Genomic DNA, 13,083 nt, shown 5'->3' on the forward strand with positions numbered 1-13,083 from the left:
ACTGTTTATTCATACAGTATTCGAGAAACCCATGTCCGAGGCCTTCATTCCGCTGCACGCCATCAAGGGCCGTGGAACGGCCACGCGACTGGCCCACCGCTTTACCAAGGATGTGCGCGATGCCTGGGACGACGGATGGGGGACGCTGGAGGACGCAGCCCTGGACGAAAAACCGCCCGAGACCGAAGTGACGTTCGAGGATGCCCGCAGCGCCATCGCCCGCAACGATTCGCCCGACATTTATTTCGACTACTCAGTCAACCCCTACCGCGGTTGCGAGCACGGCTGTATCTACTGTTACGCGCGGCCGACGCACAGCTACCTCAATCTCTCGCCAGGGTTGGACTTTGAAACAAGGCTCATCGCCAAGCGCAACATCGCTGCGGTGCTGCGTGCCGACCTGGCCAAAAGCAGCTACCTGCCCAAGCTGATCAACATCGGCTCGGCCACCGATTGTTATCAGCCGATCGAACGTGAATTGCGTCTGACGCGCGGCCTGATCGAACTGATGCAGGAAGTGCGGCACCCGCTGGCATTGGTCACCAAGTCCAGCGGTGTGGAGCGCGACCTGGACCTGCTGGCGCCCATGGCCGCGGACAAGCTGGCCGCGGTATACGTGACCATCACCACGCTGGACGGCGAACTCGCCCGCAAGCTGGAGCCGCGCGCGGCCGCGCCGCACCGGCGCCTGCGCACCATCCGGGCGATGGCCGACGCCGGTATTCCCGTGGGTGTGAGTGTGGCCCCGCAGATTCCGTTTGTGAACGACGACATGGAGCAGGTGCTGCAGGCCGCCTTTGAGGCCGGCGCACGCACGGCGTTTTACACCGTGGTCCGCCTGCCCTGGGAAGTGGCGCCGCTGTTCAGACAGTGGCTGGCGCTGCATTACCCCCAGCGTGCGGACCGCATCATGGCGCGCATCCAGGAGATGCGCGGCGGCAAGGACTATGACAGTGACTTCGCCTCGCGCATGAAAGGCAGCGGTCTGTGGGCCGACCTGATCAAGCAGCGTTTTGAGAAAACCTGCCATCGGCTGGGCCTGAACCGCCAGCGCACCGAGCTTGACTTCAGCCGGTTCACGCCGCCGGTGCGGCCTTCCGCGCAGGGCAGCCTCTTTTAGCCGTCACTCCGACAGCTGACGCGCGTGGTGGTTCAGGTGGTCGGCGATGAAGGTGGCGATAAAGTAATAACCGTGGTCGTAACCCGCATGCCGGCGCAGCTGAAGGGCCTGCCCGGCCTGGGCGCAAGCGGCTTCGAACAGCTGCGGGTGCAGTTGCTCGGCGAGGAATTTGTCGGCCAGGCCCTGGTCGATCAGGATGCCGTCCGGGTAGGGTGCGGCGTGCAGCGCAGCCATCAGGGCCGAGGCATCGTGTGCGGACCAAGTGGCGGTGTCGGTGCCCAGATAGCCGGTGAAGGCCTTGTGGCCCCACGGGCACTGGCTGGGCGCGCAGATGGGCGCAAAAGCCGAGACCGACTTGAAAAGGCCGGGGTGACGGAGCGCCAGCGTCAGCGCGCCATGACCACCCATTGAATGACCGAAGATGCCCACGCGGCCGGCATCGATGGGCAGGACGCCGGTCACGAGCGCGATCAGCTCCGTCGTGATGTAGCTCTCCATGCGGTAGTGCCGCGACCACGGGGCCTCTGTGGCGTCGAGGTAAAAGCCCGCACCGGCACCGAAATCCCAGCTCTCGGTTTCACCGGGAATGTTCGCTCCGCGCGGGCTGGTGTCCGGGGCGATCAAAGCCAGGCCGAGTGTGGCGGCCAGCCGCTGGGCGCCTGCCTTGGTCATGAAGGTTTCTTCATTGCAAGTGAGGCCTGCCAGGTAGATCAGCGCGGGCACTTTGCCGCCGGCTTTCTCGATTACTGTTTGGGGCGGCATGAACACCGAAAACTTCATTGGCAAGCCGATGACACTGGAGGCGTGCTGGTAAAAGCGCTGCGCGCCGCCGAAGCAAGCGTGTTCGCTGAGAAGCTCGAACGGCGTGCTCATGCAGTGAGGCGCTTTTGCACGAGCTCAAGCACAGCATCCGCAAACAGTTGCGGTTTTTCCTGGGGCAGGTTGTGGCCTGCACCGGGAATGATGCGGTGAGAGCGCGGGCCGGTGAAGAGGTGAGCGTGTTGCGCGGCAGCGGCCGGGGGGCGAACGCCGTCGTCGACGCCGTCGAAGGTGATGCTTGGCACAGTGATGGCCGGTTGCGTTGCCAGACGCTGTTCTATGGAGGCCAATGCCGGGTCACCCGGGACCAGCCCGAAGCGGTGGCGGTAGGAATGGATGACTACCTCGACAAAGTCCGGGTGATCGAAAGCGGCAGCGCTGCGCTCGAAGGTGGCCGCATCGAACTGCCAGGTGGGTGACCACAACTTCCACAACAAGCGGCACAAGGCACGGCGGTCGGCTGTGAGGCCCGCGCGCCCGCGCTGGCTGTGAAAGTAATACTGGTACCAGAGGCTGCGCTCGTTCTCGGGCGTATCGGGCACCATGGCCTTGGCGATGTTCTGTATGTTGTAGCTGTTCAGTGAAACCAGGCCGGCGCAGCGCTCAGGCCAAAGGGCCGCCACAACACAGGCCGCACGGCCACCCCAGTCATAACCGGCCAGCACGGCACGCGGAACTGCCAGCGCATCCATCAGGGCCAGCAGGTCAGCGCCCAGGGCCGCCTGCTCGCCTGAACGCGGCGTGGTATCGCTCAGGAAGCGTGTGGCACCGTAGCCGCGCAGGTAGGGCACGTAAACACGGCAGCCCTGCGCTGCCAGCAGCGGCGCTACTTCGGCATAGGCATGGATGTCGTAGGGAAAACCGTGCATAAGGAACACCGGCGGGCCATCGGCGGGCCCGGCTTCGTACAAGGCCACGTCAAGCACGCCTGCCTTTATCTGGCGCAGAGGTTCGAGCGTATTCATGCCGCGCCGCTCAGTACAGAACCACGCCGCGAATCGACTCGCCGCGTTTCATCAGGTCGAAGCCCTTGTTGATGTCTTCGAGCGGCATGGTGTGGGTGATCAGGTCGTCGATGTTGATCTTGCCTTCCATGTACCAGTCGACGATTTTCGGCACGTCGGTGCGCCCGCGTGCGCCGCCGAAAGCCGAGCCTTCCCATTTGCGGCCGGTGACCAGCTGGAAAGGCCGCGTGCTGATTTCGGCGCCGGCCTCGGCCACACCGATGATGATGCTGCGGCCCCAACCCTTGTGCGTACATTCCAGTGCCTGGCGCATTACCTTGGTGTTGCCTATGCATTCGAAGCTGTAGTCGGCGCCGCCGTCAGTCAGCTGCACGATGGCGTCGACGACGTTTTCAGTTTCCTTGGGGTTGATGAAATGCGTCATGCCGAACTTGCGCGCCATCTCCTGGCGCGCAGGGTTGATATCCACACCAATGATCTTGTCGGCGCCCACCATCTTCGCGCCCTGGATCACGTTCAGGCCAATGCCGCCCAGGCCGAAAACCACCACATTGGCGCCGGCCTCGACCTTGGCTGTGAACAGCACCGCGCCTATGCCGGTGGTCACACCGCAGCCGATGTAGCAGACCTTGTCAAACGGCGCGTCCTCACGGATTTTGGCCAGCGAGATTTCCGGCGCAACCGTGTAGTTGCTGAAGGTGCTGGTGCCCATGTAGTGAAAGATGGGTTTGCCGTCCAGGCTGAAGCGGCTGGTGGCATCGGGCATCAGGCCCTTACCCTGCGTGCCGCGTATCAGCTGGCACAGGTTGGTCTTGCGCGACAGGCAGAACTTGCACTGGCGGCATTCCGGTGTGTACAGCGGAATAACGTGGTCGCCCTTTTTGAGCGTGGTTACGCCGGGGCCGACATCCACCACAATGCCTGCGCCCTCATGGCCGAGGATGGCCGGAAAGATGCCTTCTGGGTCGGCGCCCGACAGCGTGTAGTAATCGGTGTGGCAGATGCCGGTGGCCTTGATTTCCACCAGCACTTCGCCGAACTTCGGGCCCTGGAGGTCTACGGTTTCAATGGTCAGGGGCTCGCCGGATTTCCACGCGACGGCTGCTTTGGTTTTCATGATCTTTGGGTCTGCTGTTGTTGTTCAGGCCGCTGCGTGCAGCTTTACCTTGTGCCAGGCGATGATGGCCATGAGTTCGGGCGAAAAGGCGTCGTAGGCAGAGATGCCCGCCGCCGCCAACTGCCCACGCACGGCGTGCATCTGGCTGGGCTGGGTGCCGGTTTCGATCAGCGAGGACAGGAAGCCGGCGAACTCCGGCTTTGCGGCTTGGCCACCCTGAGCCAGTTCCGGATGGACGAAGTCGATTCCGTAGAAGTGATGGTCCGGATCACTCACGCGCCCGAACAGATGAACCCCGCATGTCTTGCAGGCGTAGCGCTGCACCTTCTGCGTCTCGTCTACCACCCGCAGCCTCTCCTCCCCCTTCAGGATCTCGAGCGTACCGGTGGGAACCACCGCGGTCTGGGCCAGCAATGCGCCTTCCGGTTTCCAGCATTTGCTGCAGCCGCATAGGTGGTTGTGGGCAATGTCCTCCGCCAGCTTCACCTCCACCGGATCAGCGCACTGGCAGCGCAGCGTCGCGCCGGCGAGGGATACAGCCCGGGACGGGCCGTTGACCGCGGGATGCAAGCTGACCTTCGTCCCTGCAATTTGCTCCGCTCTTTCCTTCAATCGCCGGTTCACCTCTTCGTAAGCGGCGCGTGTGTTGGTGTTGAGAGCGGGCCAACGCTCCTCGACCGCAGAGCCGCGGAAAATCTCGTCGTTATGGAAAGTGACGCCGCCGCCGTCACGCGGCTCAATGCGGAAGATGTGCTCGCCGCTGAAGGTGGTGGGGTCGGGCGCCTGTGTCATCCAGCGTAGTTCTCGCGCCGCGACAATGCGCGTGATCTTCGGAGAGATCTTCATCACCGGCGTGTTCGGGCGCACGAAGGTCGTCGTGAGCTGGCCTCCAACAGTGGTGCGGCCAGCAATATCAGGCAGCATCTGGTTCCAGTCCGGGTAGCTGGCCAGTTCGTCCAGTACCGCCCATACGGTCTCAGCCGGGGCATTGATGGCGATCGAAGTTTCAAGTAGTTTCATTGATGTTTCTCACATAAGGGTCTTGAGTGCAAAAGCAGGATCCGACGCCTGATCGGGCGTAGGCGAGATGCCGCGTTCGAGGAGTTTGCGGCTCCACATCTGGTCAACCGGTGCGTTCACCGACTCAACCGCGATTAGGTGGGAGCCTTCGTAGTGGAACAAACTGAAGCTCGCCGGGGCCGCACCCGGCCGGCGGACAGCGCTTAGTTGCGGATGCCACAGGCCGGCCATCTGCAGCTTTGCTCCGCCCTGGTCCGACCAGAAATGCGGCGTCGGCCGGTAAGACGCTGCACGACCGAGCAAGGTTGCCGCGGCAATCTTTGCCTGATCATTCGCGTTCTGCACCGACTCGAGACGGATTCGCCGCCCTTGGTAGTCGAAACTCGTGCAGTCGCCGATCGCGAGGATGTCCGGGTCCGACGTGACCATTGCGGCGTCCACGCAAATGCCGTTGTCAATTTGGAGGCCAGCCGTTCGCGCCAGCCCGACTTCGGGCATCGCTCCAATGCCAAGCAGCATCTCGTCGATAGCGAGCGGCTCGCCATCGACATGGAGATAAGCCAGCCGTTCGCCGCGGATCTCCGGCTCGCCGATGAGGGCGCCCAAGTCGACCCGCGTGCCCATTTGGCGGTGGTGCTCGAGGACGTAGGCCGACAGTTCCGGCGACGTCGAGCGTTGCAGCAGCCTGGGGGCGACCTCGATCACCCGCACGTCCCACCCGAGATGCTTTGCGCTAGATGCCACCTCCAAGCCGATAAATCCGCCGCCAAGGACCGTGAGACTGCCGCCTCCTTCGCGCTGCAGCCGTTCCCTCATGGCCTGGGCATCGGCGACGTGGCGCAGCGACAGCACATTGTCGAGCGGGCGGTCCAACCAGGGCAAGGTACGAGCTAGGGTTCCAGTCGCCAGGACGAGTTTTGAGTAGGTAAGTTCCTCCCCCGACGCAAGCCGGACGTTGCGCTGAGAGGCATCAATACCGACCGCTGCATCTCGCAGATGCACCTGCACCTTGTGTAACGTATACCAGTCCGGGTCCCGATGCAGCTGCAGGGACTCATCGCGATTCTTAAGGAAGCCCTTGGACAGCGGCGGGCGCTGGTAGGGATGTGCAGCTTCCTCGCAGATGAGGTGAGTGCGTTCGCCCTGCCCAGCGTCCACCAGCGCTGCGCACAGCTGTGCGGCGGCGTGGCCCCCACCGATGATGATGATGGCGTCGCTCATTCTTCTGTTGTCTTCTTGCGGCCGCGAGCCGCGTGGGGGTAATGCAGTGCCAGAAATTTGGACGTTGAGCTTTCTACTGCGGGCAAGTTGTCGTGCAAGCGCCGTAGCAACGACAGCAGCTGCTCGCGCTCTTCTGGCGCCAGAACCGACATCAGCGCGCGGTCGCGGACCAGCGCGATATCCAGGATCCGGTCGTGTATTTCACGTCCGGCGTCGGTAATGCTGGCGACACGCAGTCGCCCATCTTCGGAGTCCAGGCCAATAGTGATGAAGCCGCGGGCCTGCATGCTCTTGAAGGTGCGGCTGACCGATGCCTTGTCCATGCCGATAACCTTGCAAATCCGCTGCGCGGACAGGGAGGGTTCAATTGCGAGCAAGACCAGCACCCGCCATGTCTCGATGCCCACATCAAACGCGGCCAAGTAAGCCTGCGAGGCGCCGCTAGACAGCTTGTTGGCGATCCAGGTGAAATAGGCAGGGGCGTAGTGCTCCAGATCCACGGCTTTGCGTGTGGGCTGCCTGCGTTGGGGAGTTGAGGCCTGTTTCGCGGAAACGGAAGAGCTTGAGACCTTGAAGGTGGTGGTGCGCGGCATGTTGATTCGGGGGGATGGTTGATCCGCTTATTATTGCGTGCTCGGAAGGCGCACCGTCAGTCCATCGAGCTGCGGTGACAGCTTGATCTGGCAACTCAGGCGGCTCTCCGGGCGGCGTTCGTCGGCGGTGCACTCAAGCATCTCAAGTTCGGTCGCGAGCGGCTCAGGCAGCTTCTGGAGCCAAGGCTCCTGCACGTACACATGACAGGTGGCGCACATCGCGGATCCGCCGCATTCGCCGACGATTCCGTGCACGCCAGCGGCGACCGCGGTCTGCATCAGGCTCTTGCCGTCGTCGGCCTCCAAAGTAAGTTGTGTTCCGTCGTGTTGGATCAGGTGGACTTTGGGCACGCGTCGCTCCTCAAGCTGGGGTGAGGCGCAGCGGCAAGGTGGCCAGTGCGCGCAAAGTGTTATTGAGCCGGCGTGTCGGTGCCCCGGACAGTTCGATCCTTTTCACTCGCTTGGCGAGAGCGGTGAGGATCAGCTCGCCTTCAAGGCGAGCCACCACCTGGCCGACGCAGCCGTGGATACCCGAACCAAATGCCATGTGCCCCGCCGGCTTGCGGTTGATGTCGTAGCGGTCCGGGTCCGGCCACTGCCGGGGGTCGCGATTGGCTGACGACAGGAAGGTGACGATCTTCTCGTCGGCGGGAATCCGTACTCCTGCCAGCTCCGTTTCCTTTGACGTGGTCCGGAAGAAGGTCTGGACTGTGGATTCGTAGCGCAAGGCCTCTTCGAAAGCAGGCCGCGCCAAGGTAACGTTCTCGCGCAGCTTCTCGAATTCCGCAGGATGGTTCGCCAGGCACAGCAAGGCGTTGCCGATCCCGTTGATCGTCGTATCCACTCCGGCAGACAGAAAGGAGCGAACTAGCATTGGTGCCTCGGCTTGCGTGATCTCTCCGCGGTCGGCTGCTTCGTAGATCTGCGCACCGAATCCATCGGGACTGAGCTTTTCCCGGTTGCAGTGGGACATGATCCATTCGGTCACTGGCTGCACCAGTTCCGCCGATTTCGCCAGCCGCTCGTTCCGCGGGCCGAACGAGTTGAAGATCATGTTGCCGTACAACAGGAGGTTTTCCCGGCCTTCCGCACCCAATCCCACTGCGTCGGGGAAAACCTTGAGCGGATAGAGTTCGGCGAGATCCACGACACCGTCAACAGTGCCCTGCCTCGCGGCTTTTTCCATTACGCGGTCGAACAGGGCGTCGGCCTCCTGCTGGAAGGTCAGGCGGATCTGGGTCACCGCCTTGGGCGACAGGATGCGCGCCAGCACCGCGCGCACCTTGGTATGGTCCGGCGGATCCGCTTCAAGGATGATGCTCTTGGGGCGGAACGGCTTTTCACGCAGAAAGTTCGTCAGGCCAGCACCGGCCGACGAGATAAAGGTCACGTGGTCGTTCATCACCGCCCGGACCTCGGCATGCCTGGCCGCGGCATACATGCGGTACTTTGGTATCCAGACCACGGGCCCCGCTTCGCGCATCAGCTCATGGCCGGGATATGGGTCCAGCAGAAATTCGTCGCTGTAGGGATCGATGTCCACGACAGGGACGCCGGCCGGGGGATTGAAATCGTTCATGGCTTATCCAGTTCTCCATTGGGTCAGGCGTGGGCATCTCCGGCCACACCGACGTATCGTTCAAGCAGGTCTTGCCGTTGTGCGAGCTCGCCGCTGTCGCTGCGATAGACCACTTCGCCGCGCTCCAGGACGACCGCGTCAGTGGTAAAGCGCAGCGCGTCATCGACCTTTTGTTCCACCAACACGACGGTGACGCCGGTCGCGCGCGCCATCGTGTCGAATGTACGCATCAGCTCGTGGCAGATGATGGGTGCCAGTCCTTCGAGCGGCTCGTCCAGCAACAGCACCCTGGGCTTTCCGAGCAGCGTCCGGGCTACCGTCAGCATCTGCTGCTCACCGCCCGACAGTTGCGCTCCGCCGTTCCGGCGACGTTCGGCCAACCTGGGAAACATGTCGTAGGCCTCGGCGATGTCGCTCCTGGGCCTGCCCTTCAGTCCGGTGACCAGGTTTTCCTCAACGGTGAGTGAAGGGAAGATGTCGCGTGTCTGTGGTACATAGCCGATGCCGGCATGCGCACGTTCGCGCGCGGACAGCCGCGTAATGTCTTGCCCGAACAGACGAATCCGACCTGAGTGGATGTCCGCCAAGCCCATGATCGCCTTCAGAAGTGTCGTCTTACCGACCCCGTTGCGACCGATCACGGCGATACGCCCCCCCGCGGGGAACTGCAGATCGACCTCATGCAGGATATTCACAGGGCCGAAACCGGCCGTAACTTTGTCGACGTGAATGGCTTGGATAGTCATACAGCCTCCGTTCCGAGATAGGCTTGGAGGACCGCTGGGTGTCGCCGGATCTCGGCCGGGGGGCCTTCCGCCAGAACAGCGCCTTCGGCCAGCACGACAATCCGATCCGCGAAACTGAAGATCAGATCCATATCGTGCTCGATCATCAGAAGCGCCAAGGTCGGCGGCAAGGTGTCCAGCGCTTTTAGTACGATGTCACGTTCGCCGCTGGGCACGCCAGCCATGGGTTCGTCGAGCAGCAGCACCTTGGGGCTGAGCGCCATGGCGATCGCAATTTCTACCAGCCGCTGTTGACCGTAAGCGAGGTCTACCGGTCGCCTGTCCGCGAGCTCGGACAGGTGAAGATGGCGCAGGATCTGCTGCGTTTCATCACGTACGGCGGGGTACGCGTCAACCGAGCGCCATTGGTTACGAACGGAACCATCGCGCTCGTGGATCGCCAGTTCTACCTGGCTGCGCACGCTTAGCGTCGGTGCAAGCTGGGTGATCTGGAAGGTGCGGACCAGGCCTCGCTTGACGCGGGCGGCCTGGCTCATTGTTGTGACGTTGGTACCTTCGAGGTGCACAGAACCGGAGGACGGCGCGAGCACGCCGGTGATCAGATTCACGAGCGTGCTTTTACCGGCTCCGTTTGGCCCGATCAGGCCGACGCGGTCGCCCGGGTTGAGCGTGAGGGCCACGCCACGCGTGACGTGCAGTCCGCCAAAGGACTTGTTCAATCCCTCGATCTGCAGCAATGCCCGAGCCGCGGTCATGATTTCTCCTTCGGCATCAGCTGCGCCCGCAAGGCTGCCGCCCATCGCTCGCGCGGCACGAGCACCAGCACTACAAGCATGCCGCCGATGATGAACAGCCAGTGGTAGGGATTGATCGCCGCAGCTGCATGGTGCACGCTCATGAATATCGCTGTTCCGGCAATCGCGCCATACAGCGTTCCCGTGCCGCCAAGCACCAGCATCACTAGCGATTCCGCCGACAGTGTGAAGCCCAACGAGTCCAGTCCGACAATCTGGTTCACCTGGGCGGACAGTGCACCCGCGATCCCGGCGAAAGCACCCGCCCATACGTATAGTTTGAGTAGCGTAGGACGAATGCCGTCGCCCATGGCCGACATCCGCATACGGTTTTGGTGAATGCCCAAGCAGGCCAGCCCGAAGGGTGAACCGATGAGACGCCGCATGATCCAGAAGGACAGGAGGAGTACCACCGAGCAGTAGATAAAAGCAACCTTGCCATACAAATCGAAAGAAAACACGCCAAGTAACTTGCCGACCGGGAAGCCGCTCAGCCCATCGTCGCCGCCAGTCCAGGTGCGCAGCTTTTTGGCGAGGTTGAGCACGATCTCAGCGATCGCAATGGTCAGCATCAGGAACGTGAGACCGTGATAACGCAGGAGGAAAAGGCCCGATAGCGCCGCCAGTGCGGCCCCGGACGCGGCACCGACCGCCAGGCCGAGCAGCGGATTGCCAGTGAGGTGCGCTGCCGTGATTCCCGTCGCGTATGCGCCGATCCCGAAGAAGGCTGCGTGGCCCAGCGTTGCCAGGCCGCCGATCCCGACGACCAGATCCAGCGACATCACCAGAATGGCCATTGTCACGATCCGAGCAGCTAGTCCGAGCTGGTCCGGCAGCAGAAAATAGACTGCGGCGCCGGCGGCTACCAGGACGATGTAAGGAGTGCCGCGAACGGCGATGGAGGGCCGGCTCATCATGTTCGTGCGCTCCGCGGCACCAGGATGCCGTTTGGCCGCCATCCCAGCAGGATCGCCACCGCTGCGAAAAAGAACAGACTGCCCCAGTCCGACGCCAGATACTTACTCGCGGTTTCCACGATGCCAAGCCCAACCGCCGCTGCAGCGGATCCCGCGATGTTGCCCATGCCCCCAACGGCAACGACAACCAGCACCAGCACCAGATACTTGATCGGATAGAAGGGTTCGAGTGGCATGAGTTCGGCGCCCAGGATCCCCCCCAGCGCGGCCAGGCCCGCGCCGGCGGCGAACGTGATCGCATAGACCCACTGCACCGGAATGCCCAGCGATTCAGCGGCCGCCGTGTTGTCGACCGTCGCGCGAAGCCAAACGCCAAAGCGCGTCGTGTTCATAACCCAGTACACGCCAAGGAGAACGGCAACGCCGACCGCAATCACAAGCAGACGCTGTGCAGGAATTGTCCGGAAGCCCAAGTCCACTGACGAGGCGAGCCAGGCGGGCAGCGGGATCATCTGCACCTGCGGCCCGAACACCAAATTGATCGTCGCGACGAACAGGAAAGTAAGGCCGATGGTGAACAGTACCTGCTGCAGCTCCGGCCGGCGGTAGAGTCGGCGCAACACCAGCGCTTCGAGCAGCGCCCCGATTGCGCCGGTGGTCGCGATCGCAGCCAGGATAGCTGGCAATAGCCCCCAGCCCTGCTTGCCCATTAGCCAAGCTGCTACGTACCCGCCAGTCATGGCGAAGGCACCATGAGCGAGGTTGACGAAACGCATCAGACCCAGCGTGATCGTCAGGCCGACTGAGATGATGAACAGCACCATGCCATAGGCGATGCCATCCATCAAAATGTTGATCAACAGGGTCAAGTGGTCTCCTGGAATCTGATGTGTTTGCGTGGGCTTACTTCACCAAGCCGTGGTCGACGTGCGCGCCGAAGTTCTGCACTTCCTTGTTGACCATAGCGCCGCCGGCGCCCTTTTCCACTGTGCGCAGGTACACGTTCTGGGTGATGTGCCGTGTTGCGGGATCAATGGAGACGGGACCGCGCGGGCTTTCCCACTTCAGCGCCTTGGCAGCGGTGATCGCTTTGTCGCCGTCACGCTTGCCGCCGGTCGCCTCGATCATCTTGTGGATCACATACATGCCGTCCCATGCGCCGACGGTCGCGTAGTTGGCCACCGCATCCTTGTTTTGCTTTGCGACGGCGGCAACGAAGGCCTTATTGGCCGGCGAATCATGCGCCGCCGAGTAGTGGAAGGCGGTGGTCAGCCCCAAGGCCGTATCACCGAACTTTTGGAGGTCAAATTCGTCGGTCTCGGCAGTGCCGAAGAACTCGATGCCGGTTTGGCGCAGTCCGTTCTGCTGATAGGCACGCACGAAGCCGAGGTTCGGCGGGCCGCCGGGCAGGAAGACGTAAACCGCCTGTGCTCCGCTGGCCTTGATGCGCTGCGCGAACGGGCCGAAGTCGGTGGTGGACAGAGGCATGCGGATGCTCTCCACCACTTGACCGCCCTGTTTGGCGAATTCCGTCTTGAACGCATTCTCAGCGTCAATGCCCGGACCGTAGTCGGTGACGGCCGTGATAGCCTTCTTGACGCCTTTCTTGGCCACGTGCTGGGCCAATGGCACCGTCACCTGCCACAGGGTGTAGCTGGTGCGCACGTAAAAATCGGACTTGGTGGTGATGTCGGATGTGGCAGCGTTGAAGATCACGGCGGGTGTCTTCGATTCCTGGATCACCGGCGCGATGGCTGCGGCATTGGGCGTGAACACGAAGCCGCCGATGTAGTCCACCTTGTCCTTCACCACCAGTTCCTGCGCCAGGTTACGCGCGTTCGCGGGATTGGGAGCGCCTTCGTCGCGGAAGATCAGCTCCACCGTCTGCCCCCCCAGCTTACCGCCTTGGCTGGCGACATAGGCTTCAGCGCCGGCTTTCATTAGCACTCCGTAGTGGGCGAACGGACCAGAGAACGGGGCAATGATGCCCACCTTCACCTGAGCCACGGCCCCGAAGGCGACGGTGGCCAGCCCGATGGCGAGAACGGTACTTCGCAAATCTTGCATGTTTGTCTCCAAAAGTGGTTTTTAGAATTCAGATTCTGTTCGAAGTGGTTGATATATCAACTAGTAGAAACACCAATAAGTTGATTCTGCGGTTATAAGCAGCGCGCAAAGGTGGTCGTAGCGCG

The 13,083-nt window shown here is 62.4% G+C and carries 14 protein-coding genes; 1 reads left to right on the plus strand and 13 read right to left on the minus strand.

The features are described from left to right. Positions 1-31 precede the first annotated feature (31 nt). Positions 32-1,120: a PA0069 family radical SAM protein gene (locus B0B52_RS01555; protein WP_077591855.1), complete on the plus strand. Its 1,089-nt coding sequence runs from the start codon at positions 32-34 to the stop codon at positions 1,118-1,120. Positions 1,121-1,123: 3 nt separating this feature from the next. Here the strand turns inward: B0B52_RS01555 and fghA are convergent, their stop codons facing one another. The 13 genes from fghA to B0B52_RS01620 are packed head-to-tail and all read right to left on the minus strand — an operon-like array spanning position 1,124 to position 12,958. Beyond that, positions 1,124-1,993: an S-formylglutathione hydrolase gene (gene fghA / locus B0B52_RS01560; RefSeq protein WP_077591856.1), complete on the minus strand. Its 870-nt coding sequence runs from the start codon at positions 1,991-1,993 to the stop codon at positions 1,124-1,126. Next, a complete protein-coding gene (locus tag B0B52_RS01565) occupies positions 1,990-2,904 on the minus strand; it encodes an alpha/beta fold hydrolase (protein ID WP_077591857.1) in 915 nt (304 codons plus the stop codon). The genes fghA and B0B52_RS01565 overlap by 4 nt, the downstream gene beginning before the upstream one ends. 10 nt (positions 2,905-2,914) lie before the next feature. Beyond that, complete coding sequence (locus B0B52_RS01570) at positions 2,915-4,021, minus strand: S-(hydroxymethyl)glutathione dehydrogenase/class III alcohol dehydrogenase (protein WP_077591858.1); 1,107 nt, start codon at positions 4,019-4,021, stop codon at positions 2,915-2,917. A gap of 24 nt (positions 4,022-4,045) precedes the next feature. Further along, a complete protein-coding gene (locus tag B0B52_RS01575) occupies positions 4,046-5,041 on the minus strand; it encodes an SRPBCC family protein (protein ID WP_077591859.1) in 996 nt (331 codons plus the stop codon). Positions 5,042-5,050: 9 nt separating this feature from the next. Then, positions 5,051-6,262, minus strand: a complete 1,212-nt coding sequence (locus B0B52_RS01580) for an NAD(P)/FAD-dependent oxidoreductase (protein WP_077591860.1) — start codon at positions 6,260-6,262, stop codon at positions 5,051-5,053. Then, complete coding sequence (locus B0B52_RS01585; RefSeq protein WP_077591861.1) at positions 6,259-6,855, minus strand: MarR family winged helix-turn-helix transcriptional regulator; 597 nt, start codon at positions 6,853-6,855, stop codon at positions 6,259-6,261. Before B0B52_RS01585 ends, B0B52_RS01580 begins: the two co-directional genes overlap by 4 nt. 30 nt (positions 6,856-6,885) lie before the next feature. Further along, positions 6,886-7,206, minus strand: a complete 321-nt coding sequence (locus B0B52_RS01590; protein ID WP_077591862.1) for a 2Fe-2S iron-sulfur cluster-binding protein — start codon at positions 7,204-7,206, stop codon at positions 6,886-6,888. Between the two features lie 10 nt (positions 7,207-7,216). After that, positions 7,217-8,434: a cytochrome P450 gene (locus B0B52_RS01595; RefSeq protein WP_077591863.1), complete on the minus strand. Its 1,218-nt coding sequence runs from the start codon at positions 8,432-8,434 to the stop codon at positions 7,217-7,219. A 23-nt stretch (positions 8,435-8,457) separates the two neighbouring features. Next, complete coding sequence (locus tag B0B52_RS01600; protein ID WP_077591864.1) at positions 8,458-9,180, minus strand: ABC transporter ATP-binding protein; 723 nt, start codon at positions 9,178-9,180, stop codon at positions 8,458-8,460. Continuing rightward, complete coding sequence (locus tag B0B52_RS01605) at positions 9,177-9,935, minus strand: ABC transporter ATP-binding protein (protein ID WP_077591865.1); 759 nt, start codon at positions 9,933-9,935, stop codon at positions 9,177-9,179. Before B0B52_RS01605 ends, B0B52_RS01600 begins: the two co-directional genes overlap by 4 nt. Continuing rightward, entirely contained in the window at positions 9,932-10,891 is a 960-nt protein-coding gene (locus B0B52_RS01610; RefSeq protein WP_077591976.1) for a branched-chain amino acid ABC transporter permease, read from the minus strand. The genes B0B52_RS01605 and B0B52_RS01610 overlap by 4 nt, the downstream gene beginning before the upstream one ends. Beyond that, the gene (locus B0B52_RS01615; RefSeq protein ID WP_139351780.1) at positions 10,888-11,760 is read right to left on the minus strand and encodes a branched-chain amino acid ABC transporter permease; all 873 of its coding nucleotides are present in this window, start codon (positions 11,758-11,760) and stop codon (positions 10,888-10,890) included. Before B0B52_RS01615 ends, B0B52_RS01610 begins: the two co-directional genes overlap by 4 nt. Positions 11,761-11,794: 34 nt before the next feature. After that, a complete protein-coding gene (locus B0B52_RS01620) occupies positions 11,795-12,958 on the minus strand; it encodes an ABC transporter substrate-binding protein (RefSeq protein ID WP_077591866.1) in 1,164 nt (387 codons plus the stop codon). Positions 12,959-13,083 lie beyond the last annotated feature (125 nt).

This window comes from Polaromonas sp. A23 (assembly GCF_002001015.1).
In the GTDB taxonomy this organism is placed as follows: Bacteria; Pseudomonadota; Gammaproteobacteria; order Burkholderiales; family Burkholderiaceae_C; genus Polaromonas.

What these genes read in the sequence shown, in the direction of transcription:
- fghA (WP_077591856.1), bottom strand. Translation starts at nt 1,993, where the DNA reads ATGAGCACGCCGTTCGAGCTTCTCAGCGAACACGCTTGCTTCGGCGGC.
- B0B52_RS01620 (WP_077591866.1), bottom strand. Translation starts at nt 12,958, where the DNA reads ATGCAAGATTTGCGAAGTACCGTTCTCGCCATCGGGCTGGCCACCGTC.
- B0B52_RS01565 (WP_077591857.1), bottom strand. Translation starts at nt 2,904, where the DNA reads ATGAATACGCTCGAACCTCTGCGCCAGATAAAGGCAGGCGTGCTTGAC.
- B0B52_RS01555 (WP_077591855.1), top strand. Translation starts at nt 32, where the DNA reads ATGTCCGAGGCCTTCATTCCGCTGCACGCCATCAAGGGCCGTGGAACG.
- B0B52_RS01575 (WP_077591859.1), bottom strand. Translation starts at nt 5,041, where the DNA reads ATGAAACTACTTGAAACTTCGATCGCCATCAATGCCCCGGCTGAGACC.
- B0B52_RS01570 (WP_077591858.1), bottom strand. Translation starts at nt 4,021, where the DNA reads ATGAAAACCAAAGCAGCCGTCGCGTGGAAATCCGGCGAGCCCCTGACC.
- B0B52_RS01580 (WP_077591860.1), bottom strand. Translation starts at nt 6,262, where the DNA reads ATGAGCGACGCCATCATCATCATCGGTGGGGGCCACGCCGCCGCACAG.
- B0B52_RS01585 (WP_077591861.1), bottom strand. Translation starts at nt 6,855, where the DNA reads ATGCCGCGCACCACCACCTTCAAGGTCTCAAGCTCTTCCGTTTCCGCG.
- B0B52_RS01610 (WP_077591976.1), bottom strand. Translation starts at nt 10,891, where the DNA reads ATGATGAGCCGGCCCTCCATCGCCGTTCGCGGCACTCCTTACATCGTC.
- B0B52_RS01600 (WP_077591864.1), bottom strand. Translation starts at nt 9,180, where the DNA reads ATGACTATCCAAGCCATTCACGTCGACAAAGTTACGGCCGGTTTCGGC.
- B0B52_RS01605 (WP_077591865.1), bottom strand. Translation starts at nt 9,935, where the DNA reads ATGACCGCGGCTCGGGCATTGCTGCAGATCGAGGGATTGAACAAGTCC.
- B0B52_RS01595 (WP_077591863.1), bottom strand. Translation starts at nt 8,434, where the DNA reads ATGAACGATTTCAATCCCCCGGCCGGCGTCCCTGTCGTGGACATCGAT.